Annotated in this window: 18 protein-coding genes and 1 pseudogene; 9 read left to right on the plus strand and 10 right to left on the minus strand. The window is 68.2% G+C overall.

Annotated features, from left to right (window positions below):
* Window positions 1-22: 22 nt before the first annotated feature.
* Window positions 23-715 carry a c-type cytochrome gene (locus ACHMXA_RS29435; protein WP_395317387.1) on the minus strand — a complete coding sequence of 231 codons (693 nt, stop codon included), beginning with the start codon at window positions 713-715 and terminating at the stop codon, window positions 23-25.
* A 161-nt stretch (window positions 716-876) separates the two neighbouring features.
* Here ACHMXA_RS29435 and ACHMXA_RS29440 point away from each other — a divergent pair, with 161 nt between their 5' ends.
* From ACHMXA_RS29440 to ACHMXA_RS29475, 8 genes and pseudogenes are all read left to right on the plus strand, one after another.
* Window positions 877-1,731 (plus strand): MoxR family ATPase, encoded by an 855-nt coding sequence (locus ACHMXA_RS29440; protein ID WP_126023576.1) that lies wholly within the window; start codon window positions 877-879, stop codon window positions 1,729-1,731.
* A gap of 4 nt (window positions 1,732-1,735) precedes the next feature.
* A complete protein-coding gene (locus tag ACHMXA_RS29445) occupies window positions 1,736-1,981 on the plus strand; it encodes a hypothetical protein (RefSeq protein ID WP_019656219.1) in 246 nt (81 codons plus the stop codon).
* Window positions 1,982-2,009: 28 nt separating this feature from the next.
* A pseudogene (locus tag ACHMXA_RS29450) lies at window positions 2,010-2,563 on the plus strand (GNAT family N-acetyltransferase).
* A 54-nt stretch (window positions 2,564-2,617) separates the two neighbouring features.
* Window positions 2,618-3,805, plus strand: coding sequence for a VWA domain-containing protein (locus ACHMXA_RS29455; protein WP_176663400.1), 1,188 nt, complete (start codon window positions 2,618-2,620; stop codon window positions 3,803-3,805).
* A 63-nt stretch (window positions 3,806-3,868) separates the two neighbouring features.
* Window positions 3,869-5,818, plus strand: a complete 1,950-nt coding sequence (locus tag ACHMXA_RS29460; protein ID WP_395317388.1) for an autotransporter assembly complex family protein — start codon at window positions 3,869-3,871, stop codon at window positions 5,816-5,818.
* Window positions 5,819-5,829: 11 nt separating this feature from the next.
* Window positions 5,830-9,906, plus strand: a complete 4,077-nt coding sequence (locus ACHMXA_RS29465) for a translocation/assembly module TamB domain-containing protein (RefSeq protein ID WP_395317389.1) — start codon at window positions 5,830-5,832, stop codon at window positions 9,904-9,906.
* 92 nt (window positions 9,907-9,998) lie between these two features.
* On the plus strand, window positions 9,999-10,427 hold the full coding sequence (locus tag ACHMXA_RS29470; RefSeq protein WP_395317390.1) for a hypothetical protein: 429 nt from the start codon (window positions 9,999-10,001) through the stop codon (window positions 10,425-10,427).
* A gap of 211 nt (window positions 10,428-10,638) precedes the next feature.
* Window positions 10,639-10,998: a hypothetical protein gene (locus ACHMXA_RS29475; RefSeq protein WP_395317391.1), complete on the plus strand. Its 360-nt coding sequence runs from the start codon at window positions 10,639-10,641 to the stop codon at window positions 10,996-10,998.
* Here ACHMXA_RS29475 and ACHMXA_RS29480 read toward each other — a convergent pair.
* The 7 genes from ACHMXA_RS29480 to oxlT form a co-directional block, all read right to left on the minus strand.
* On the minus strand, window positions 10,995-11,300 hold the full coding sequence (locus ACHMXA_RS29480; RefSeq protein WP_395317392.1) for a formate dehydrogenase subunit delta: 306 nt from the start codon (window positions 11,298-11,300) through the stop codon (window positions 10,995-10,997). The two genes, ACHMXA_RS29475 and ACHMXA_RS29480, sit on opposite strands and share 4 nt — an antisense overlap.
* Before the next feature lie 40 nt (window positions 11,301-11,340).
* Window positions 11,341-12,165, minus strand: coding sequence for a formate dehydrogenase accessory sulfurtransferase FdhD (fdhD, locus tag ACHMXA_RS29485; protein ID WP_395321411.1), 825 nt, complete (start codon window positions 12,163-12,165; stop codon window positions 11,341-11,343).
* Between the two features lie 19 nt (window positions 12,166-12,184).
* Window positions 12,185-15,064 (minus strand): formate dehydrogenase subunit alpha, encoded by a 2,880-nt coding sequence (fdhF, locus tag ACHMXA_RS29490; RefSeq protein ID WP_395317393.1) that lies wholly within the window; start codon window positions 15,062-15,064, stop codon window positions 12,185-12,187.
* A gap of 46 nt (window positions 15,065-15,110) precedes the next feature.
* Window positions 15,111-16,670, minus strand: coding sequence for a formate dehydrogenase beta subunit (locus ACHMXA_RS29495; RefSeq protein ID WP_395317394.1), 1,560 nt, complete (start codon window positions 16,668-16,670; stop codon window positions 15,111-15,113).
* Window positions 16,667-17,176, minus strand: a complete 510-nt coding sequence (locus ACHMXA_RS29500; protein WP_176663408.1) for a formate dehydrogenase subunit gamma — start codon at window positions 17,174-17,176, stop codon at window positions 16,667-16,669. Before ACHMXA_RS29500 ends, ACHMXA_RS29495 begins: the two co-directional genes overlap by 4 nt.
* Before the next feature lie 241 nt (window positions 17,177-17,417).
* Window positions 17,418-17,906 carry a gamma carbonic anhydrase family protein gene (locus tag ACHMXA_RS29505; RefSeq protein WP_395317395.1) on the minus strand — a complete coding sequence of 163 codons (489 nt, stop codon included), beginning with the start codon at window positions 17,904-17,906 and terminating at the stop codon, window positions 17,418-17,420.
* 105 nt (window positions 17,907-18,011) lie between these two features.
* Window positions 18,012-19,292 carry an oxalate/formate MFS antiporter gene (gene oxlT / locus ACHMXA_RS29510; RefSeq protein ID WP_371132134.1) on the minus strand — a complete coding sequence of 427 codons (1,281 nt, stop codon included), beginning with the start codon at window positions 19,290-19,292 and terminating at the stop codon, window positions 18,012-18,014.
* A 654-nt stretch (window positions 19,293-19,946) separates the two neighbouring features.
* On the opposite strand from oxlT, the gene ACHMXA_RS29515 reads away from it, so the two are divergent.
* The gene (locus ACHMXA_RS29515; protein WP_395317396.1) at window positions 19,947-20,111 is read left to right on the plus strand and encodes a hypothetical protein; all 165 of its coding nucleotides are present in this window, start codon (window positions 19,947-19,949) and stop codon (window positions 20,109-20,111) included.
* A 78-nt stretch (window positions 20,112-20,189) separates the two neighbouring features.
* Here the strand turns inward: ACHMXA_RS29515 and ACHMXA_RS29520 are convergent, their stop codons facing one another.
* Complete coding sequence (locus ACHMXA_RS29520) at window positions 20,190-21,113, minus strand: LysR family transcriptional regulator (RefSeq protein WP_395317397.1); 924 nt, start codon at window positions 21,111-21,113, stop codon at window positions 20,190-20,192.
* A gap of 21 nt (window positions 21,114-21,134) precedes the next feature.
* Window positions 21,135-22,553 (minus strand): pyruvate kinase, encoded by a 1,419-nt coding sequence (gene pyk, locus ACHMXA_RS29525; protein ID WP_395317398.1) that lies wholly within the window; start codon window positions 22,551-22,553, stop codon window positions 21,135-21,137.
* Between the last annotated feature and the right edge of the window lie 4 nt (window positions 22,554-22,557).

Consider the following 22,557-nt stretch of genomic DNA (forward strand, 5'->3'; position numbering starts at 1 on the left):
GTTTCGGAAGTGCTCGGCTTGCTTATTCGGCGCCGTGGTGGATGCGCGATTCGGGCACCGTCTTCAGCTCTCCCGGCAGCGAGCTGATGTAGCTGGCCAGCGTCTTGAGTTCGGCGTTGGTGAACTTCTTCTCCTCGACCTGCTGGCCCATCACCGCGTTCGAACGGCCCAGGTGCGAGTTGTTCTTCACGCGGTACGACTTGAGCGCGACGAAGAGGTAGTCGGCATGCTGGCCGGCCAGCTTGGGCACGGTGCCGTCGTTCGGTGTGTTGAAGTTGGCGCCGTGGCACTTGGTGCAGCTGTTGTCGGCGTTGCGGGTGATGAGTGCCTCGACGTTGGCGGGCGTGGCCTTGGCCAGCGTGGCGGGAGGTGCGCTGCCGTCCTTCAGGCCGAGCTGGCTGTAGTAGGCGGCGACGTCGGCGATGTCCTGGTCGGTGAGCGTGTCCGCGATGGCGCGCATGGTGGGATGCTTGCGGTCGCCGCCCTTGTACGCGGTGAGCGCTGCCGTGATGTAGGTGGCGCTCTGGCCCGCGATCATCGGCACCTTGTGAATCTCCGGGAAGCTGGCCTGGTAGCCGATGATGCCGTGGCAGCCCACGCACATCTGTACCTTCTTTGCTCCGTCCTGGGCCTTGCCAGTGACTTGTTGGGCTTCAGCCGAGACCGTCACGGAAGCGACAGCAAGGGCAAACATCGTGGTCAACAACTTGTTCATTTTGCGCGCACAATCTCGTGGAGAGTACAGTTTTTCGGATCAACATTCGATTATATGCAGGGGTCCCCTGGAACCCTGTGCAGGCCAACCCTGAGGCTGCACGACGCACATCGGGTGTGTTCTTTTCTCCACCCCAGCCTCCGTCCCACTTCTCATCACTCATGAAATTCCAGGGCTCAGACAACTACGTCGCCACTCAGGACCTGATGCTCGCGGTCAACGCGGCCATCACGCTCAAGCGCCCGCTGCTCGTCAAGGGCGAACCCGGCACCGGCAAGACCATGCTGGCCGAGGAAGTGGCCCAATCGCTGGGCCTGCCGCTGCTGCAGTGGCATATCAAGTCGACCACCAAGGCGCAGCAGGGCCTGTATGAATACGACGCGGTGAGCCGCCTGCGCGACTCGCAGCTGAAAGACCTGGACGGCGGCGAGCGCGTGAGCGACATCAACAACTACATCGTCAAGGGTGTGCTCTGGCAGGCCTTCACTGCCGACCAGCCGGTGGCGCTGCTGATCGACGAGATCGACAAGGCCGACATCGAATTCCCGAACGACCTGCTGCGCGAAATCGACCGCATGGAGTTCTACTGCTACGAGACGCGCGAACTCATCCGCGCCAAGCACCGGCCGGTGGTGTTCATCACCTCCAACAACGAGAAGGAACTGCCCGACGCCTTCCTGCGCCGCTGCTTCTTCCACTACATCAAGTTCCCCGACGCCGAGACGATGAAGCACATCGTCGCAGTTCACTTCCCCGGCCTCAAGCAGGAGCTGCTCGCGGCCGCGATGAAGACCTTCTACGACGTGCGCAACCTGCCCGGCCTGAAGAAGAAGCCCTCCACCTCCGAGCTGCTCGACTGGCTCAAGCTGCTGGTGGCCGAGGACATTCCGCTCGAGGCGCTGCAGAGCAAGGACGACAAGGTCGCCGTGCCGCCGCTGGTGGGCGCGCTGCTCAAGAACGAACAGGACGTGACGCTCTTCGAGAAGCTCGTCTTCATGCAGCGCAACAACCGCTGAAACCATGAGCAGCCAGAAACACTCCACCAGGCAACTCATGAAGCTGGGCATCGCCCAGGCCGTGATGTTCATGGTGGGCGCGCTGCTGGGCCGCGGGCTCGGGCTGCTGCTGGGCCTCGATGCTTTCGGCAGCGGCGAATACAACAAGCGAGAGCTCATCGGCATCGCGCTGATCGGCCTGGGCGGCGGCGCAGGCGCGCAGGCCGCGCGCGTCTGGTACACGGGCAAGTACGGCGACCCGCGCGGCTGAGGCCCGCGAGCGCGGAGGAAAGAGACAGATGGCATTCGTCGAACCCGTCACGCTGAAGGCCCGCGGCATCGCGCTGGTGCCGCTCGCGCTCGATCACGAAGAAGGCCTGCGCACCGCTGCCGCCGACGGCGAGCTGTGGAAGCTGCGCGTCACCTCCGTGCCCGAGCAGGAGAACACCCGCGCCTACATCGAGACCGCGCTCAAGACCGCCGACCGCTTCGCCTTCGCCGTGACCGACGAAGCCACCGGTACCGTGCTCGGCACCACCAGCTTCCACGACATTCTTCCGCGGTGAAGCGCGTGGAGATCGGCTACACGTGGTACGCCGCGCGCTGCCAGCGCACTCACGTCAACACCACCTGCAAGCTGCTGATGCTCGGGCACGCCTTCGACGCGCTGGACTGCAACACCGTGGGCTGGCGCACCGACAACTTCAACTTCGCCTCGCAGCGCGCCATCGAGCGGCTGGGCGCGAAGAAGGACGGCGTGATCCGCGGCCACGCGATGCGCCGCGACGGCACCATCCGCGACACCGTCATGTACAGCCTGCGTTCGGGCGAATGGCCAGAGGTGAAGGCGTAGCTGCTGTACCTGCTCGACAAGCCGCGCGGCTGAACGAAACACAAGGAGCACCCCATGCTCATCGACTTCTTCTACACCCTGCGCTCGGCCAAGCTGCCGGTGTCGGTCAAGGAATACCTCACGCTGCTGGAGGCCCTGCAGGCCGACGTGGTGGGCCCCAACTCCGACGGCGCCTACGGCATCGACGATTTCTACTACCTCTCGCGCACTGCGCTCGTGAAGGACGAGAAGCACTACGACAAGTTCGACCGCGCCTTCGCCGCCTATTTCAAGGGCGTGGAGATGCTGACCGACTTCACCAAGGAAGTGCCGCTCGACTGGCTCAGGAAGACGCTGGAACGCGAGTTCACGGCTGAAGAAAAGGCCAAGATCGAGAAGATGGGCTGGGACGAGCTCATGGAGACGCTCAAGAAGCGCTTCGAGGAGCAGAAGGAGCGCCACGAGGGCGGCAGCAAGTGGATCGGCACCGGCGGCACCTCGCCCTTCGGCAACGGCGGCTACAACCCGCAGGGCATCCGCATCGGCGGCGCGGGCAAGAACAGGAGCGCCGTGAAGGTGTGGGACCAGCGCGCCTACAAGGACTACGACGACACGCAGGAACTGGGCACGCGCAACATCAAGGTCGCGCTGCGCCGGCTGCGCAAGTTCGCGCGCGAGGGCCACGACGAGGAGCTGGACCTCGACGACACCATCCACTCGACCGCCGCCAACGCCGGCTTCCTCGACATCAAGATGCGGCCCGAGCGCCACAACAACGTCAAGGTGCTGCTGCTGATGGACGTGGGCGGCACGATGGACGAGCACATCCAGCGCGTGGAGGAGCTGTTCTCGGCCGTGAAGACCGAGTTCAAGCACCTGGAGTTCTTCTACTTCCACAACTGCGTGTACGACTTCATGTGGAAGAACAACAAGCGCCGCTTCTCCGAGAAGTTCGCCACCTGGGACATCCTGCGCAAGTACAACAAGGACTACAAGCTCATCTTCGTCGGCGACGCGACCATGAGCCCCTACGAGATCCTGCAGCCCGGCGGCAGCGTCGAATACAACAACGAGGAAGCCGGCGCCGAGTGGATCCAGCGCCTCACGCACACCTTCCCGAAGTTCGCGTGGATCAACCCCGAGCCCCAGGGCGTGTGGCAGTACCGCCAGAGCATCGCGGTGATGCAGCAGCTGATGTCCAACCGCATGTACCCCCTCACGCTGCGGGGCCTCGAGGACGCGATGCGCATGCTGTCCAAGTAGGACGATGCCGGCGATCCGGCCGGGCCTTCAGGAACCGGCCGGGCTTGCTGTCAGAATCCGCCCATGGTCAGGGCGGTTCCTGTTTCTTCGCCGGCGTGGTGGCCGGCTTTGTTTTTGTTCGGCGTCCTGCTCTTGCAAGGCTGCAGCCTGCTGCCGAAAAAGGAATCCGCCGAAGAAAACAAACCCGTGACGGGCCTCGTGCGCAGCGGCGCGGCGGGTGCAGGCACCACCGAATCCGGCAAGGACGAGAAGGAAGACGGCGACAAGAAGGCGTCCGACAAGCGCGACGCCTTCACCGTCGACGTGCGCGGCCCCGAGGCCGTGCGCGACTACCTCAAGCTCCATCTTGAAATCCAGCGCTATCGCGAGCTCGACGACCTGGGCGCGACCGAGATCTCGCGCCTCATGGTGGCCGCCGAGGCCAATGCCCGCGAGCTGCTCGGCACGCTCGGCTACTTCACGCCCACGCTGACGCTCGAACTCAACGAAACGCCGCAGGGCGAGAAGGCTCCGCGCGAGATCGTCATCAGCGTGTCGCCCGGCGAGCTCACCAAGGTGAGCAACGTGCAGATCAGCTATGCCGGGCCCATCGCCGACGACCCGGCCGCCGAGTCGCAGCGCGACACCATCCGCACCGCCTGGGCCCTACGGGCCGGCCAGCCCTTCTCCCAGCAGGCCTGGGACGACGCCAAGACCACCGCGCTGCGCAGCCTCACGGGCAAGCGCTTTCCCACCGGCGGCATCGCGATCAGCCGCGCCGAGGTCGACGCCGACCGCAGCGAGGCGCGACTGAGCGTCACCTACCAGTCGGGCCCGGCGTACAAGTTCGGGCCGCTGGTGCTGCGCGGCATCCAGCGCTACGACCCCGACGGCGCGCGCCGCATCGCGCGCCTGCCCAGCGGCCAGGACTACGACCAGCAGAAGCTGCTCGACGCCCAGCAGCGCCTGGCCAGCAGCGGCTACTACGACTCGGTGTTCCTCACGCTCGACACCGACAGCGGCAACCCGCTGGCCGCGCCCGTCATCGCGCAGCTGCGCGAGGCGCCGCTGCAGAAGGTGGTGCTGGGCGTGGGCTTCACCACCGACAACGGGCCGCGCCTTTCGGTCGACCACATCCACAACCAGGTGCCGCTGCTGGGCTGGCGCGCCGTCTCGCGGCTGTCGGTGGACAACGACATCAAGTCGCTGTCGACCGAGCTGAAGGCCATTCCCGACGACCACGGCTGGCGCTGGTTCTCCGGCGCCGAGCTCAAGAGCGAGCAGTCGGGCAGCTACGTGGTCGACAGCGGGCGGCTGCGCGGCGGGCGCAGCAAGTCGGGCGACCACATCGACCGCAGCTACTTCCTGCAGTACGACTACGCGCAGAACCGCGGCACCAACGCGCCGCCCTCTGCCTCGGCCGTGACCGCCAACTGGGGCTGGACCGGACGCTACTTCGACGACAACTCGGCGCCCTCGCGCGGCTACGGCCTCGCGCTCGAGGTGGCGGCCGGCTACACGCTCACCGGCGAGCAGGTGCCCTTCACGCGCACCTACGCGCGCTGGCTCGGCGTGCTGCCGCTGGGCTCGGCCGAGGACAAGGAGCTGCGCGCGCGCCGCAGCCGCCTGCAGCTGCGCGTGGAGGCCGGCGCCGTGTCTGCGAAAGACAGCGCGCAGATCCCCTCCACGCTGATGTTCCTGACCGGCGGCGACACCACCGTGCGCGGCTATAGCTACAAGCAGATCGGCACCGTGCGCGCCGACGGCACCACCGTGGCCGGCCGCTACCTCGGCGTGGCCAGTGTGGAGTGGCAGCGCCCCTTCGTCTACAACAACAAGCTCACCGAATGGGAGAGCGTGGTGTTCGTCGACGCCGGCGCCGTGGCCGACAAGCCCGGCGAGCTCAAGCCCAAGGTGGGTGTGGGCGTGGGCGCGCGCTGGCGCAGCCCGGTCGGGCCGGTGCAGGCCGACCTGGCCTACGGCGTGGACTCGAAGAAGTTCCGCCTGCACTTCCGCCTCGGCTTCACCTTCTGATGCACCGACAGATGCCGACCGAAGACGAATCCACTCCAACGCCTGCCCCGCCAGCGCCGCCCCGCCGCTCGCGCGCGCGGCGTGCGATGCGCGCCCTGGCCTGGACCGTCGCCGGCCTGCTGCTGGCCGTGGCGCTGCTGGTCGCAGGCGCATGGTGGTGGCTGGGCTCGGACACCTCGCTCGCCTTCGCGCTCGCGCAGGCGGCGCAGCGCCTGCCGGCCGGCCAGACGCTCGAAAGCCGCGACGTGAGCGGCTCGCTGCGCACCGGCGGCCGCATCGGCTGGCTCAAGTACCAGAGCGAGAGCATCGCCGTGGAGGTGAACGACGCCACCATCGGTTGGCAGCTCGCGCCGCTGCTGAAGCGCAGGGTGCAGCTCGGCGAGGTGCATGCGAAGCAGGTGCTGATCGAGAAGCGCGGCCCGCCGAGCGACAAGCCCACCGAGCCGCTCGAACAGCTCGCGCTGCCGGTCGAGGTCGAGCTGCCCTTCCGCATCGACGAACTGCGCTGGGCCGGCCCGCCCGTTCTGCAGGCGCTGAACCTCTCCGGCAACTACAGCTACAAGTCCGCCGAGCATGCGCTGGAGGTCAAGGGCGTGGACATCGCCAGCGGCCACTACAGCGCCCGCGTGAAGCTGCAGGGCCCTGCGCCGATGGCGATCGACGCGGCACTCGACGGCCGCGTGAAGGCGCCCGTGGCCGAGGACCACGACATCGACGTGCTGGCAGCCGCCACCGTCAAGGGCACGCTCGCCGGCACCGGCGCGCGCCTGCAGGTGGCGGCCGAGCTGAAGCCCGCCGAGGAGAACGCCGACGCGCCGATGGAAGCCAGCCTGAAGGCGCAGATCGCCCCCTGGCTGCCCCAGCCTGTGATCGACGCGAAGGCCGATCTGCGCAACGTCGATGCATCGAGCCTCTGGCCCGGCGCACCCGAAACGCGGCTCACCGGCACCGTCGAGCTGCAGCCCGACGCCGACACCGGCCCCGCCGCGTGGAAGGCCTCCGCCGACATCCGCAACGCCCTGCCCGGGCCGTGGGACAAGGAGAAGCTGCCGCTCGAACAGCTGCTGGCCAAGGTCGGCTTCGACGGCACGAGCTGGACCATTTCCGAAGCCACTGTGCGCGCGGGCGGCGGGCGTATCGACGCGGCCGGCAAGTGGAGCCCGGCACCCGCGCCCTGGCAAGCGCAGGCCACCGTGCGCGGCGTGCGGCCCGCGGCGCTCTACAGCGAGCTTTCGGGCGCTCCGGTCAGCGGCCAGCTCAAGGCCGAGCAGAAGGACAGCACCATCGCCTTCGACGCCAGCCTGCGCGCCGAAGGCGGCGGCGCGGGCAGCAAGGCCCTGCCCGGCTTCGCGCTCGACCGCGCGCTGGCACAGGGCCAGTGGAAGGATCAGGTGCTCGACCTGCGCACGCTGCGCATCGATGCGCAGCGCGCCAGCGTCGACGGCCGCCTGCAGGTGCGCGTGGCCGAGCAGGCCGCGAGCGGCAAGCTGGCCCTCGCGTTGCCCGGCGGCAGCGCGCAGGTCGAAGGCCGCATCGCGCCCGATTCGGGCGGCGGCGAGGTCAGGGCCTCCATTGACGACGCCGACACCGTGCAGCGCTGGGTGCAGAGCCTGCCTGGGCTGTCGAAGGTGTTCGCGAACGCGGGCGCCAAGGGCTCGGCGAAGCTCGATGCCAGCTGGCAGGGCGGCTGGCGCACCATCCAGCGCCGGCTGGAGAACCCCAATGCACCCGCCCCGCGCGGCGTCGCCGAGCCGAGCCTCAAGGCCGCGCTCTCGGTACCGCGCCTCGAACTCACCCTGCCCTCCGAGCAGCCCGGCGCAACGAACACCGACATCCAGCTGCGCAACCTGCAGGCCGACCTTGCTGGCAGCCTCGCGCAGGCCACGCTCGCGCTGAAGGGCGAGGCCGCCACCGGCACGCAGAAATTCGACATCGACACCCGCGCCAGCGGCGGCATCGCCGGTGCCGGCCAGTGGCGCGCGGCGCTGGCCAGCCTGAAGCTGCAGGTGCAGGACAGCGCCCGCCCCGGCGCGCCATGGGTGCTGGAACTGGGCCGCGAAGTCACCGCGACCATCCGGACCGCCAGCGGCAACGCGCCGCGCCTCGACGTGGAAGCCTCCGCCGCCTCGGCCACGCTGCGCGGTCCTGTGCCCGGCACGGTGCGCATCGACTGGCAGCCGCTGCGCTTCAGCCAGAGCGGCGCGGCGCCCAACCGCGTGTTCCGCGTTCAGTCCAAGGGCCAGCTGCAGGGCCTGCCGATGGCCTGGGCCGGCGCATTCGGCGCCAATACCACGCTCGGCGAATACGGCATCAGCGGCGACCTGATGTTCAACGGCGACTGGGACATCGACGCCGGCGACACGCTGCACGCCAAGGCCCGCCTCGCGCGCCAGAGCGGCGACATCCGCGTGCAGGCCGGCGAGGCCGCGCTGGTCACGCGCATCACCAGCACCGGCACGGGCACCGCGAGCGAGCGCACGATGAACGCTGCATCGGCCAGCGGCGATGCGCCCAGCACGCCGGCCGGCCTGCGCCAGGCCGAGCTGCGCCTCGATGCCGACGGCGACGCGGTGCGCGCCGTTCTCGCCTGGGACAGCGAGCGCGCCGGCAAGATCGACGCCGACATCAACACCCGCGTGCAGCAGCGCGCCGGCGGCTGGCAGTGGGCGCCTGACGCGCCGCTGGGCGGCACCATCAAGGCCGCGCTGCCCAACCTGGGCGTGTGGTCGATGCTCGCGCCGCCGGGCTGGCGCATCGCCGGCACGCTGGACGCCAACGCCACGCTCTCGGGCAACCGCGCCGCGCCGCGCTGGAACGGCACGCTGGGCGCCGACAAGCTCGCGCTGCGCGCGCCCGTCGAAGGGCTGGACCTGCGCGACGGCCGGCTGCGCGCCACGCTCACCGGCGAGCGCGTGCAGATCACCGAATTCACGCTCAAGGGCGGTGCCGGCAGCAGCGCGCGCATCGCCGGCCAGAGCGGCAACCGCAGCACCGCCGCCAGCGAGGCCCGCACCGACGGCGGCACCCTCTCGGCCAGCGGCGAACTCGCCTGGGGCCCGGCCAGCGGCTCGGCCTCCGGCATCCGCATGGCGGTGCAGGGCCAGCTGCGCGCGCTGCGCGTGCTGGTGCGCACCGACCGGCAGGTCACGCTCTCGGGCGACCTGCAGGCGCGGCTGGACAACGGCCAGTTCACCGTGCGCGGCAAGCTCAGGACCGACCGCGCCGTCATCATCCTGCCCGACGAGACCGCGCCCAGCCTGGGCAGCGACGTCGTCGTGCGCTCCGCCGCCAAGGACCGCGAGGCCGCCGAGGCGGCGCAGCGCGAATCCGCCCGCGCCGACGCGCAGGCCGCGAAGCCGCAAACGGCCAAGCCGCCGGACATCACCGTCGAGTTCGACCTGGGCGACGACTTCGCGGTGCAGGGCCGCGGCATCACCACGCGCCTCGAGGGCAACCTTGAAATCCGCAGCACGCGGCTCGATGCGCCGCCGCGCATCACCGGCGAGGTGAAGACGGTGAAGGGCCAGTACCGCGCCTACGGCCAGCAGCTCGACGTCGAGACCGGCATCGCGCGCTTCAACGGTCCCTTCGACAATCCGGCGCTCGACATCCTCGCCATCCGCCCCAACCTCTCGCAGCGCGCGGGCGTGCAGATCACCGGCACCGCGCAGTCGCCGCGCGTGAAGCTGTACTCGGAACCGGCGCTGTCCGATGCCGAGACGCTCTCATGGGTCGTGCTGGGCCGCGCCTCGGCCACCAGCGGCGGCGAATCGGCGCTGCTGCAGCAGGCCGCGCTGTCGCTGCTAGGCAAGATCGGCGGCGCCTCCACCGGCGGCAGCCTCGCGAGCCGCTTCGGCCTCGACGAACTCGGCTTCAAGGGCCCCGGCAGCGGCGGCGACCTGCGCGAATCCGCGGTGACCCTGGGCAAGCGCCTCTCGAAGGACTTCTACATCACCTACGAACGCAGCATCGGCGGCACCTTCGGCACGCTCTTCATCTTCTACGACCTCACGACGCGCCTCACGCTGCGCGGCCAGGCGGGGCAGACCAGCGGGCTCGACCTGATCTACACCGTGAAGTACGACTGAGCCGGAACCGGTCTCCAAGACCAAGGGACTCCGATCTTGACCGGCCCGGATGCGCGGTTAAGAATCATTGACGCCTTCACCGAGGAGCGACGATGAAAAATGATGGAGACAAGGGCGACCGCCACGGCCCGAATCCGGTATCGCACCTTCAGTCGCACGATGCGCCGGCCTCCCCGCGGATCACGCTCGTGCGCAACGCGCTGCATGCGGTGATCGCGGCCATCGCCCTCCTCGCCATCGCCACCTCGATCCCCCATTGGGGCGGCAGCAACTTCCCCGTGCTGAGCCTGGTGATCTACGTGGCGGGCATGGTGTTCATCGCCATGCCGCTGTGTCTGTTCTACGAAGCGCTGCTTCAGTCGCAGCAGCGGGGCACCGGAAAACCGCGGCGTCGGCGCCTGACCCGCATCGCGCTGCTCTCGCTTCGCACCGATGACGTGCGGCGTTGCAGGCCTGTGGAGTCGGATGCGGCTTCCATCCATCGAGCGGCGAAGTTGCGCGCTACCCGCTGGCGCTATTGAAGACCAAGGGACCATGCACAAGATCATCGCCACACTTCTTGCACTCTTCGTGGCGGCGCCCGCGGCAGCCGAGGAGCTTCGCGTCCCTCTGCAAGGCCGTCACGATCTCGTCGTCAGCCTGCCGGCGGGATAGCAGGGCCAGGTGCGGCGGACCCGAGCCGATTTGCCGCCGACCATCGTCATCGCAGGCTCGACCACCGGATCGCTCCAGATGTTGATCACGCCCATCTGGCCGAGCGGATCGGCCACTGCTTCCACGCCCGATGAACTTCGCCGGCTGGTGCGTGGCGCGGCGGACCAGGCGCGCTCGCAGGCCGTGGAACGCGACATCGAGATCAATGAACTGGGCGCGCCTGGCAAGACAGGCTACTACTTCTCCGCCACCGACCGGCAGCCGGAGCCCGGCGGCTACAAGTACATGACACAAGGCGCGATGGGGCTGGACGAGTTGCGCATCACCTTCACCGTCCTGATCAACGGCGATCCCAAGCAGCCACGGGCCACGGCGCTCGATCTGGTGCGGACCCTGCGGAGTGCACAGCCGAGTCCCGACGGCAAGGGCCGCGTCTAGCCCGCATCGCCCCCGCCCTGCGGAAACTGCTCCTTCGCATCGGCCGCCTCGCGCGCTCCGCCCGGCATCAGGTTCTCGCGGTGGCTGCGAACCGCCGACGCGACGATCGGCAGCAGATGCGTGGCCGTGCCTGCCTCGAGCGCGCGGATCAGCTGCACGCGCATGCTCGGCGCCCAGAAAGACTTCAGGTGCGCCGCAATCGCATTCGTGGCCAGGGTCGCGTCGCTCGGCGACTGCGCCTGGAAGAAGGTTCCGATCTGGTTGGCCATCTTGACCAGTTGTGCCGAGTGATCGTGTTCCATGGGGCTTTCGAAGAAGGGTTGCTCGGTCGAGAAGAAAACGTCAGCCGAGCCGCTGCGGATGGCTGTAGACCCCAAGGTCCTGCTGCCGCACGAAGCCCACCAGCGTGAGGCCGGCGCGCTGGGCGGTGGTCACCGCGAAGGAGGTCGGCGCCGACACCGCGGCGAGCAGCGGCGCGCCGGCCATCGCGGCCTTCTGAATCATCTCGAAGCTCGCACGGCTTGTGACGGCAATGAAGCCGGCCGACGCATCGACGTCGTTGGCCGCGAGCGCGCCCACCAGCTTGTCGAGCGCGTTGTGGCGGCCGACGTCTTCGCGCAGCCACATCACCTCGCCGTCGGCCGAGCACCATGCCGCCGCGTGCACCGCGCCGGTGGCCTCCTGCAAGGTCTGCTGCGAGGGCAGCTGCGACATCGCGCGGGCGATGGCCTCGCGATCGAAGCGCACTGCCGCATCGTCGCGCAGCACGGGGATTTCGCGCGACACCTGCGTCAGGCTCTCCGTACCGCACAGGCCGCAGCCGGTGCGCCCGGCCATCGAGCGGCGGCGCTGCTTGAGGCGCGCGAAGGCGGCGCTCGACACCTGCATGTGCACCGTGAAGCCCAGCGCCGACTGCTCGGCCTCCACCGCATAGAGCTCGTGCGCCGCACCGAGGATGCCCTCGCTCAGCGAGAAGCCGAGCGCGAAGTCTTCGAGGTCCAGCGGCGTCGCGAGCATCACGGCGTGCGAGATGCCGTTGTATTCGAGCGCGACCGGCACCTCCTCGGCCACCCAGTCCTGCACGTCGAAGGGCCGGCCGCCGCGCACGCCGTGCACGGGCAGCAGCTGCGCGCCTTCGCAGAAGCGGACGGTGTCGGCGGCCTGCATGGTCATGCGAGATGCGTCCTCACTTGGCCGGCACCGTCCCGTTGCTCTGCTTGCTCTGATGCGAGGCGGCGGCGAGCAGGTCGTTCTGCGTCTGGTTGAAGCGGCTGTACTCCTGCTGCCAGGCGGAAGGCTGCATCACCGGCGACACCTGCACCGCCGTCACCTTGTACTCGGGGCAGTTGGTGGCCCAGTCGGAGTTGTCGGTGGTGATCACGTTCGCGCCCGACTCGGGAAAGTGGAAGGTGGTGTAGACCACGCCCGGCTGCATGCGCTCGGACACCGTGGCGCGCAGCACCGTCTCGCCCGCGCGGCTCTGGATGCCGACCCAATCGCCGTCCTTCACGCCGCGCTCCTCGGCGTCGTGTGGATGGATCTCCAGGCGGTCCTCGCTGTGCCACTGGTTGTTCTCGGTGCGCCGCGTCTGCGCGCCCACGTTGTACTGCGAGAGGATGCGCCCGGTGGTCAAGAGCAGCGGGAACCGGCGCGTGACCTTCTCGTCGGTCGCCACGTACTGCGTGACGATGAACCTGCCCTTGCCGCGCACGAAGCGGTCGATGTGCATGGTGGGCGTGCCTTCGGGCGCGTTCTCGTTGCAGGGCCACTGGATGCTGCCGAGCTCGTCGAGGCGCTTGTAGCTCACGCCGCGGAAGGTGGGCGTGAGCGCGGCGATCTCGTCCATGATCTCCTCGGGGCTCTTGTAGTCCATCGGATAGCCGAGGGCCTGCGCGAGCTTCACCGTCACTTCCCAGTCGGCGAGGCCCGCCTTCGGCGGCATCACCTTGCGCACGCGCGAGATGCGACGCTCGGCGTTGGTGAAGGTGCCGTCCTTCTCCAGGAAGGAGGAGCCCGGCAGGAACACGTGGGCGTACTTGGCGGTCTCGTTGAGGAAGATGTCCTGCACCACCACGCATTCCATGGCCATCATCGCGGCGGCCACGTGCTGCGTGTTGGGATCGGACTGCACGATGTCCTCGCCCTCGCAGTAGAGGCCCTTGAAGCTGCCGCCGATGGCGGCGTCGAACATGTTGGGAATGCGCAGGCCCGGCTCGGGGTCGATCGGCACGCCCCATGCGGCCTCGAACGCGGAGCGCGTGGTGCTGTCCGACACGTGGCGGTAGCCCGGCAGCTCGTGCGGGAAGGAGCCCATGTCGCAGGAGCCCTGCACGTTGTTCTGGCCGCGCAGCGGGTTCACGCCCACGCCCTCGCGGCCGACGTTGCCGGTGACCATCGCGAGGTTGGCGATGCCCATCACGGTCGTCGAGCCCTGGCTGTGCTCGGTCACGCCCAGGCCGTAGTAGATGGCGGCATTGCCGCCGGTGGCGAAGAGCCGCGCGGCCGCGCGCATCTCGGCGGCCGGCACGCCGGTCACAGCCTCGGTGGCCTCTGGCGACTGCTCGGGGCGCTCCACGTACGACTTCCACTCCTTGAACGAAGCGGTGTCGCAGCGCTCGGCCACGAACTCGTCGGCCATCAGGCCCTCGGTCACGATGACGTGCGCCAGCGCCGTGACCACGGCCACGTTGGTGCCGGGACGCAGCTGCAGATGGTGCGCCGCCTTGACGTGCGGCGACTTCACGATGTCGATGCGGCGCGGGTCGACCACGATCAGCTTCGCGCCCTGGCGCAGCCGCTTCTTCATGCGGGATGCGAACACCGGGTGGCCGTCGGTCGGGTTGGCACCGATCACCATGATCACGTCGGCCTTGTCGACCGAGGCGAAGGTCTGTGTGCCCGCAGATTCGCCCAGCGTCTGCTTCAGGCCGTAGCCCGTGGGCGAATGGCACACGCGCGCGCAGGTGTCGACGTTGTTGTTACCGAAGGCGGCGCGCACCAGCTTCTGGACGAGATAGGTTTCCTCGTTGGTGCAGCGCGAGGAGGTGATGCCGCCGATGGAATCGCGGCCGTACTTGGCCTGCAGGCGCTTGAACTCGCTCGCGGCGTAGTTGAGGGCGGTGTCCCAGCTCACCTCCTGCCACGGGTCGCTGATGTTCTTGCGGATCATCGGCTTGAGCATGCGGTCCTGGTGCGTCGCGTAGCCCCAGGCGAAGCGGCCCTTCACGCAGGAGTGGCCCTCGTTGGCCTTGCCGTCCTTCCACGGCACCATGCGCACGACCTCGTTGCCCTTCATCTCTGCCTTGAACGAGCAGCCCACGCCGCAGTAGGCGCAGGTGGTGATCACGCTGTGCTCGGGCTGGCCGAGCCAGATCACCGACTTCTCCTGCAGCGTGGCCGTGGGGCAGGCCTCGACGCAGGCGCCGCAGCTCACGCACTCCGAATCCATGAAGGCCTCGTCCTGCCCCGGCGACACGCGCGACTCGAAGCCGCGACCGCTGATGGTCAGCGCGAAGGTGCCCTGCGTTTCCTCGCAGGCGCGCACGCAGCGGTTGCACACGATGCACTTCGAGGGGTCGTAGCTGAAGTACGGGTTCGACTCGTCCTTCTCGCTCTTCAGGTGATTGGCGCCGTCGAAGCCGTAGCGCACGTTGCGCAGGCCGGTGACGCCTGCCATGTCCTGCAGTTCGCAGTTGCCGTTGGCAGAGCAGGTGAGGCAGTCGAGCGGGTGGTCGGAGATGTAGAGCTCCATCACGCCCTTGCGCAGCTCCTGCAGCTTCGGCGTCTGCGTGCGCACCTTCATGCCGGCTTCGGCGGGCGTGGTGCATGAGGCCGGGAAGCCACGACGCCCCTCGATCTCGACCAGGCACAGCCGGCAGGAGCCGAAGGGCTCCAGGCTGTCGGTGGCGCAGAGCTTGGGCACCTGGATGCCTGCATCCACCGCCGCGCGCATCAGCGAAGTGCCCGCGGGCACTGTCACTTCATTGCCGTCGATCTCCAGCGTCACCTCGCGCTCGGATTCGCGCTTGGGGGTGCCGTAGTCGATTTCCTTGAGATGGTCCAACATGTCTGTCTAGCCTTGCTGATTGCTTCTCTGGATGCGGCCCGGGGGCTCAGGCTGCCTTGCGGTCAGGTGCTTCGATGCCGAAGTCCTGAGGAAAGTGGTCGAGCGCCGAGAGCACCGGGAACGGCGTCATGCCGCCCATGGCGCACAGCGAGCCGTGGACCATCGTGTCGCACAGGTCGCGCAGCAGCATCACCTGCTGCGGGCGGTTCTGGTTGCCGCGGATCTTGTCGATGACCTCCACGCCGCGCGTCGAGCCGATGCGGCAGGGCGTGCACTTGCCGCAGGATTCGAGCGCGCAGAACTCCATGGCGTAGCGCGCGAGCTTCGAAAGGTCGGCCGTGTCGTCGTGCACCACGATGCCGCCGTGGCCCACGGTGCCGCCGACGGCCGCATAGGCTTCGTAGTCGAGCGGCAGGTCCCACTTCGATTCGGGAAGGTACGCGCCCAGCGGGCCGCCGACCTGCACCGCCTTGATAGGCCGGCCCGAGGCCGAGCCGCCGCCGTAGTCGTAGAGCAGTTCGCGCAGCGTGACGCCGAAGGCCTTCTCGACCAGGCCGCCGTACTTGATGTTGCCCGCCAGCTGCATCGGCAGCGTGCCGCGCGAACGGCCCACGCCGTAGTCGCGGTAGAAGGCCGCGCCGCGCGCCAGGATCAGCGGCACGCTGGCCAGCGTGATGACGTTGTTGATGAGCGTGGGCTGCCCGAACAGCCCCTCGATGGCCGGCAGCGGCGGCTTGGCGCGCACGATGCCGCGCTTGCCTTCAAGGCTCTCGAGCAGCGCCGTCTCTTCGCCGCACACGTACGAGCCGGCGCCCTTGCGCACTTCGAGCGAGAAGCGCTTTCCCGAACGCAGGATGTTGTCGCCGAGGAAGCCCGCGGCCTCCGCCACGCGGATCGCCTCGTTCAGCGTCGCGATCGCATGCGGGTACTCCGAGCGCACGTAGATGTAGCCCTGCGTCGCGCCGGTGGCCAGGCCCGCGATGGTCATGCCCTCGATCAGCATGAAGGGGTCGCCCTCCATGGTCATGCGGTCGGAGAAGGTGCCCGAGTCGCCCTCGTCGGCATTGCAGACGATGTACTTCTGCGCCGCCGCCGTGCCCAGCACCGTCTTCCACTTGATGCCCGCCGGAAAGGCCGCGCCGCCGCGTCCGCGCAGGCCCGAGTCGAGCACCTGCTGCACGATGTCCTCGGGCGCGAGCGCCAGCGCGCGGCGCAGGCCGGCGAAGCCCTCGTAGGCCTGGTAGTCGGTGAGCGAGACCGGGTCGGTGATGCCCATGCGCGAGAAGGTCAGGCGCTCCTGCTTCTTCAGGTACGGAATGTCCTCGGTAGGGCCTAGCGCGAGCGGGTGCCTGCCTCCGGTGAGGAAGCCCGCGTCGAAGAGGCCCGCCACGTCTTCGGGCGTCACCGGTCCGTAGGCCATGCGGCCGGCCGGCGTGCTCACCTCGACCAGCGGCTCGAGCCAGAACATGCCGCGCGAACCGTTGCGCACCAGCTCGAGCATCAGGCCGCGCGCCGCGGCCTCCTTCGCGATGCATCGGGCCACGCGGTCTGCGCCGGCGGCGAGCGCGGCCGAGTCGCGCGGAACGTAGACGGTGATCGTGCTCATGCGCGGCCTCCGTCGGCCTGCGCGACCAGCGCATCGAAGCCCTTGGCGGTCATGCGCGCATACGGCTGCTCGTCCAGCGTCATCGCGGGCGACGAGGCGCACAGGCCCAGGCAGAACGCCGGCTCCAGCGTGAAGGCGCCGTCCTTCGTGGTGCCGTGCGCGCTGCAGCCCAGGCGCAGCTCCGCGTGGGCCAGCAGAGCATCGGCCCCCATCGACTGGCATGCCTCGGCGCGGCAGATCTGGATCACGTGCCGGCCCGCGGGCTGGCTGCGGAAGTGGTGGTAGTAGGTGACCACGCCGTGCACCTCGGCGCGCGAGAGGCTCTGCGCTTCGGCGATCACCGCCACCGTGTGCGCGGGGACGTAGCCGAGCGCGTCCTGCACGTCGTGCAGTATCGGCAGCAGCGCGCCGGGCTCGTTCTCGTGCGCCTGCAGGATGCGCTGCACGGCGGCGAGTTCGTTCGCCTCGTGCCCTGGCTGCGCCTGCTGAACGTTTTCTTGTTTCATGGTCCGTCCGATCTGCTCCGTTGCCATCAGCTTGCAAGCGGAGCTGTTCTTCATCGTGGTTCTGTCACGGGTTCGACGTCGTGAGATTCGACGCGAATCCCGTGGTCATCCGCTTGGGATCAATGTCGATGAATCGGGCGTCGGGGGCCTTGACACAAGTCAATTTCCGCCGAAACAAGCACGGTGCCAATGCGCACAAACCCTGCGGGCGCGCAGGGTTTCGGAAGGACCGGAAAGACCGCTACCGGGCGGACGCTTCGCGCGCCCTGCGCAGCTGCGCCTCGGCCTGCGCGTCGTCGACTTCGCCGACCACCTTCGCGGGGCGGCCCGCGATGCGCGAACGGTCGGGAAAGACCTTGCCCTCGGTCAGCAGCGAACCCGTCTCGACAACGCACCCGCGCCCCACCACCGAGCCGTTGAGCGCGATGGTGTGCTCGCCGATCACCGCGCCGTCGCCCACGGTGCAGCCGTGCAGCATCACGTGCGGCTCCACCGTCACGTCGGCGCCGATGGTCAGCGGATAGCCTGGGTCCGCATGCAGCATCACGCCCGCCTGCACCTGGCTGCCGCGGCCCACGGTGATGGGCTCGTTGTCGCCGCGCAGCACCGAGTGCGCGCCGATGCTGCTGCCGGGCGCGAGCACGACCTGGCCGATCACGCTGGCGCTCTCGGCTACGCGGGCGCTGGCGTCGATGTCCGGTTCATGCGCGTCAAGTCGGTAGATCGTCACTGCGGGGGCTCCTGTTCATCGGCAAAAAGCCCCGCCATCTTCATGGCGGGGCTGTGTGGGGAAGGAATATCCGGATGGTACCGGCGATGGCGGCCCGGAGTTGTTCTATTCGGTACGGCTCGCCTCGATGTGCTTGCGGCGCATCGGCCGCAGCACGAACCACGCCATCAGCGCCGCGAGCGCATTGACCGCGCTGGCCGCGATGAAGACGGCCTGCCAGCTGCCGGTGGCGGCGGCCAGCATGCTCGACAGCGGCACCAGCAGCGAAGCCGTGCCCTTGGCGGTGTAGAGCATGCCGGCGTTCGATGCCGCGTACTTCGATCCGAAGGTGTCGGCGCAGGTGGAGGGGAACAGGCTGTAGATCTCGCCCCAGGCGAAGAACACGATGCCGGTGAGGATCACGAACAGCAGCGGGTTCTGGCCGTAGTGATAGAGCATCAGGATGCCGACCGACTCGATCGCGAAGGCGATGAACATGGTCTGCTCGCGGCCGATCTTGTCCGACACCCATCCGAAGAAGGGCCGCGTGAGGCCGTTGAGCACGCGGTCGATGGCCAGTGCGAAGGTCAGCGCGGGCAGCACCAGGCCCATGATGTTGACCGGCACGTCGATGATCTTGAAGTCCTTGGCAATGGGCGCGAGCTGCGCGGTGGCCATCAGGCCGCCGGCCGCCACCATCACGAACATCGCGTACATCACCCAGAACACCGGCGAGCGCAGCACCTCGGAAGGCGCGTAGTCGCGGCCCGCCTGCTGCACGTTGCGGCTGTTCGACGCCTTGGCATGGTTGGGAGCGCGGGTCAGGAGCCATGCGAGCAGGAACACGATGAGTCCCTGCCCGATCCCAAAATACAGGAACGCTGCCTCGTAGCCGCTGGACTTGATCATCGCGGAGATCGGAATGATCGTGAGCGCCGATCCCGCGCCGAAGCCCGCCGCAGTCATGCCCGCCGCAAGGCCTCGCCGGTCGGGGAACCACTTGAGCGCATTGCCCACGCAGGTGCCGTAGACCGCGCCGGCGCCGACGCCGCCGATGGCCGCCGCAACGTACAGCAGCGCGAGCGAATCGGCGAACGAGTTGAGCACCCAGCCCAGGCCGCACAGCACGCCGCCCACCAGCACCACCGGACGCGGGCCGAAGCGGTCGACGAGATAGCCCTCGATGGGCACGAGCCAGGTTTCGGTGAGGACGAAGATGGTGAACGCGACCTGGATCGCCGCGCGGCTCCAGCCGTGCTTGTCCGCGATCGGATTGACGAAGAGCGTCCAGCCGTACTGCAGGTTGGCGATCATCGCCATGCAGACGATGCCTATGAGCAATTGGCCCCATCGGTACGCCTCGGATCGGGTCGCGCTGGCGCCGTAGGTTTCGGACGGGGGATACATCGCGGGGTTGGAACCTGCGATCGTGGAGGTGGGCCGAGTCATGGAGTTGTCCTTGGTGTTTTCGTTGAAATCCGACGGGCTGCAAAAGCAGAGCAATCAGTCGAGCGAACTGTGCGCATCGACGGGCGACGAGGCTTCGTTGACATCGATACACGGCATTGGGATCACCAGTTTTCTGCGCGTGAATGACTGTCGGACCGTGCGACCCAAAAACTCTTGACCTCAGTCAAGTTCACACGAATCGCGCTCTCTCGGAACCCCCGAGGTATCCCTATGAAATTGCGCTTCGTTCGAGGCGTGAAGAGAAGGCTTTGCGAGCAGCATCGGGCGATGCCTTCGCGGTGCATGAAGGAAGAGAAATCGATGGAGGAATTTCGATGATTCCTGCGTGATGCTTGCGCGATGAATGCGGCACCACATGCGACGTTCTTCGATGGATTCGCGGTGCGCCTCGCGCTCGCCCGCCGCGCTTGCGAACGGCTCTGGCAGCGGAACTTCCGGCGTATCCGCAGAACCTGTCGGACGGGGAAAAATTGACCTAGGTCAAGAAACGCAAAAATCGCGTTTGCCCTCGTCTAGGGTAAACCCTAAAATTCAGGGTAATCCCTTCGGACTTTCCGATTCAGTTTCAGATTCTTTTTTTTGGAGCACTCAATGAGCCACGCCACCCTCGATTCCAACGCACTGCGCGCACCTGCCTCTTCCTCGACCGCCGGCAACGTCATGCGCGAGCTGTTCGCCGTGATGCCCATCGTGATCGTCTACAAGGCAGCCCGCACCGCGCTGATGCAGCGCCGTTCGGCGCCCGTGCAGCGTTGAGCCGCAACGCCGCATTCACTCCTCCCGAAGAGCGCGCGCGAGTTGATCGCCGCGCTCTTTTTTCATCGAGCCTTCTTTCTAGCCCTCGAAGGGCACGATCTGCGAGATCAGCGAAGACCCGTCGCTCAGCAGGAAGTCCTTGAAGGCCTGTGCCACGGGCGGCAGCCGCTTGCTGCGGCGATGCACCACGTACCAGTTGAGCATCAGCGGAAAGCCTTCGACGTCGAGCACGCGAAGGCTGCCCGCGCGAAGCTCCTGGCTCACGGTGTGCGCCGACACGAAGCTCACGCCCATGCCCGCGATCACTGCCTGCTTGATGGTCTCGGTGCTGCGGATCTCCATCGCGACGTTGATGCCGCTGAGGTCGCCGCCGAACCCGTCTTCCATCGAATGCCAGGTGTCGGACGCCTTCTCTCGCACCACGAAGGGCTCGCGCATCAGGCGTTGCACCGCGATCCGTTTCTCGCCCACCAGCGGATGGCCCGGCGCCGCGACGATCACGTAGGGATGCGGCGCGAAAGGCTGGTTGATGGTGTCGAGGTCGGTGGGCGGCCGCACCATGATCGCGAGGTCGGTGCGGTTCTCGGCGATGTGGCTCAGCAACTCCGCGCGGTTGTGCACGGTGAAGTTCAGCGTCACGCCCTGGTGGCGGCTCGCGAACTCGACCAGCAGGCGCGGAAAGAAGTAGTCGCCCGCGCTGATCACGCCCACGTTGAGCCTGCCGCCGGAGACGCCCTTGAACTGCATCATCGCGTTCTCGGCCGCCTCGAACTGCTGGATGATCGCACGGCTGATCTGCAGCAGCTCGCTGCCCGCGGCCGTGAGGTAGACCTTCTTGCCGAACTGTTCGAAGAGCGCATTGCCCGCATGCTCCTCGAGCTTGCGCACCTGCGTGGAAACGGCGGGCTGCGTGAGATGAAGCTCCTCGGCTGCGCGCGAGAAGCTCAGCAGCCGCGCCACCGCCTCGAAGACCTTCAGCTGGCGCAAGGTCGCATGCTTCATCGCAGCCGCCTGCAGCAGCGCTCAGCGCGGTATGCGGGCCACGTGCAGCAGGTTGGTGGTACCTGACTGCCCGAAGGGCAGGCCCGCCACCACCACCACGTCGTCGCCCTCGTTCGCGAAACCTTCGGCGCGCGCCGTGCGGCAGGCGCAGTCGATCATCTCGCCCACGTCGTGCACGTCGTCGACCAGCACCGCGTGCACGCCCCAGACCATCGCCATGCGCCGCGCCGCGGCGATGTCGGGCGTGAGGCTCAGGATGGGCACGGCCGGGCGCTCGCGCGCGGCGCGCAGGCTGGTGAAGCCGGACGATGTGTAGGTCACGGTGGCCGCCGGCGCGAGCAGCGAGGCCACCTGGCGCAGCGAGGCGCACACCGCATCGGCCGTGGTCGACAGCGCCGCCTCGTGCGTGGCGTCGATGCCCGCGCGGTACGACGGGTCGGACTCCACGCGCGCGATGATGCGGTCCATCATCGCGACCGCCTCCAGCGGGTACCTGCCCGAGGCCGACTCGGCCGAGAGCATCACCGCGTCGACGCCGTCATACACGGCGGTCGCCACGTCCGACACCTCCGCGCGCGTGGGCACCGGCGAAGCAATCATCGATTCGAGCATCTGCGTGGCCACCACCACCGGCTTGCCGCGCTTGCGGCAGGCGCGCACGATCAGCCGCTGAAGCTCGGGCACCTGCTCCGGCGGCAGCTCCACGCCGAGATCGCCGCGCGCCACCATGATGCCGTCGCACTGTTCCACGATCGCATCCAGGTGCTCGATGGCGGCCGGCTTCTCCAGCTTGGCCATGATCCACGCGCGCGAGCCGATGATGGCGCGCGCCTCCTCGATGTCCTCCGGCCGCTGCACGAAGGAGAGCGCGACCCAGTCCACGCCCATCGAGAGGCCGAAGGCCAGGTCGTCGCGGTCCTTGGGCGTGAGCGGCGAGATCGGCAGCAGCACGCTGGGCACGTTGACGCCCTTGCGGTCGGAGATGACGCCGCCGACCAGCACCGTGGTCTCGGCGAAGTCGGGGCCGTGGCTGTCCACGCGAAGCCGCAGCTTGCCGTCGTCGAGCAGCAGCTCGGTGCCGTCCTGCAGCGCCGCGAAGATTTCCGGATGCGGCAGCGGCGCGCGTCGTGCGCTGCCGCTGGCCTTGTCCATGTCGAGCCTGAAGCGCGCGCCCGCCTCCAGCTGCGCGCGGCCGCCCTCGAAGGTGCCCAGCCGCAGCTTGGGCCCCTGCAGGTCCAGCAGGACGCCGATGGGACGGCCGAATTCCCTCTCCAGGCGGCGGATGGTTTCCAGGCGCCGCGCATGGTCATGCTGCGTGCCGTGGCTGAAGTTGAGCCTGAACACGTCCACGCCGCGCTCGAACAGCGCGCGGATGGCCGACTCCTCGGTGGTGGCCGGGCCGAGGGTGGCGACGATCCTGGCGCTGCGCGTGCGTCTCATGGTT

It is taken from the genome of Variovorax sp. UC74_104, from assembly GCF_044055375.1.
Taxonomy (GTDB): domain Bacteria; phylum Pseudomonadota; class Gammaproteobacteria; order Burkholderiales; family Burkholderiaceae_C; genus Variovorax.